A 1,750-nucleotide genomic window follows, 5' to 3' on the forward strand; every position below is an offset into this window, starting at 1 on the left:
TGCTCCAGAAAGGAGGTATTCCAGCCGCACCTTCCGGTACGGCTACCTTGTTACGACTTAGCCCCAGTTACCGGTTTTACCCTAGGACGCTCCTTGCGGTTACGTACTTTAGGTACCCCCAGCTTCCATGGCTTGACGGGCGGTGTGTACAAGGCCCGGGAACGTATTCACCGCGTCATTGCTGATACGCGATTACTAGCGAATCCAACTTCAAGAGGTCGAGTTGCAGACCTCTATCCGAACTGTGAATGGCTTTTTGAGATTCGCATGCTTTTGCAAGCTAGCTGCCCTCTGTACCATCCATTGTAGCACGTGTGTAGCCCCGGACGTAAGGGCCATGATGACTTGACGTCGTCCCCTCCTTCCTCTCTGTTTGCACAGGCAGTCTGTTTAGAGTCCCCACCTTAACATGCTGGCAACTAAACATAGGGGTTGCGCTCGTTGCGGGACTTAACCCAACACCTCACGGCACGAGCTGACGACAGCCATGCAGCACCTAGTTTCCTGTCCCGAAGGACTAATTCATCTCTGAATTATTCAGTAACTTTCAAGCCCGGGTAAGGTTCCTCGCGTATCATCGAATTAAACCACATGCTCCTCCGCTTGTGCGGGCCCCCGTCAATTCCTTTGAGTTTCACCCTTGCGGGCGTACTCCCCAGGTGGAATACTTAACGCTTTCGCTTAGCCGCTAACTGTATATCGCTAACAGCGAGTATTCATCGTTTAGGGCGTGGACTACCAGGGTATCTAATCCTGTTTGATCCCCACGCTTTCGTGCATCAGCGTCAATTAAACCATAGTAAGCTGCCTTCGCAATCGGTGTTCTGTGACATATCTATGCATTTCACCGCTACTTGTCACATTCCGCCTACCTCTAGTTCATTCAAGCTCATCAGTATCAAAGGCACTGCGATGGTTGAGCCACCGTCTTTCACCCCTGACTTAACAAGCCGCCTACGCACCCTTTAAACCCAATAAATCCGGATAACGCTCGGATCCTCCGTATTACCGCGGCTGCTGGCACGGAGTTAGCCGATCCTTATTCCTTCGGTACATTCAGCTACTTACACGTAAGTAGGTTTATTCCCGAATAAAAGCAGTTTACAACCCAGAGGGCAGTCATCCTGCACGCGGCATGGCTGGTTCAGAGTTCCCTCCATTGACCAATATTCCTTACTGCTGCCTCCCGTAGGAGTCTGGTCCGTGTCTCAGTACCAGTGTGGGGGGTCATCCTCTCAGATCCCCTAGTCATCGTCGCCTTGGTGGGCCGTTACCCCGCCAACTAGCTAATGACACGCATGCCCATCTTAATCCTATAAATATTTGATCATTGTACAATGCTGTACTGTGATTTTATGCGGTGTTAATCCGAATTTCTTCGGGCTATCCCCCTGATTAAGGTAGGTTGCATACGCGTTACGCACCCGTGCGCCACTTTCTTATCCAGCAAGCTGGATAATATCGTTCGACTTGCATGTATTAGGCCTGCCGCTAGCGTTCATCCTGAGCCAGGATCAAACTCTCCATTGTAAAATGAAGTGTCGAAAATCCTGACTAGTTAATAATTATAATTATTAATAGTCTTCTTTTCTATTAATGTGTCTGTTAGGTACAAACTTAAAATCTGCTCGGTTAATCATGTACTTCTATTAACGTACAGATACCTCGCTCGCGCTATAAATGACATCTCTTTAATGAACTTTCCAGGCTCCCTTTCGCAGTTCGCCCATCTCATATATCTTCAACCTCT

1 rRNA gene is annotated in these 1,750 nt (G+C 48.8%); it reads right to left on the reverse strand.

The features are described 5' to 3' along the window. Window positions 1-8 precede the first annotated feature (8 nt). Window positions 9-1,530 (reverse strand): 16S ribosomal RNA (locus P2W84_RS13620). Between the last annotated feature and the right edge of the window lie 220 nt (window positions 1,531-1,750).

This window comes from Pedobacter sp. JY14-1 (assembly GCF_029269825.1).
GTDB lineage: Bacteria > Bacteroidota > Bacteroidia > Sphingobacteriales > Sphingobacteriaceae > Pedobacter.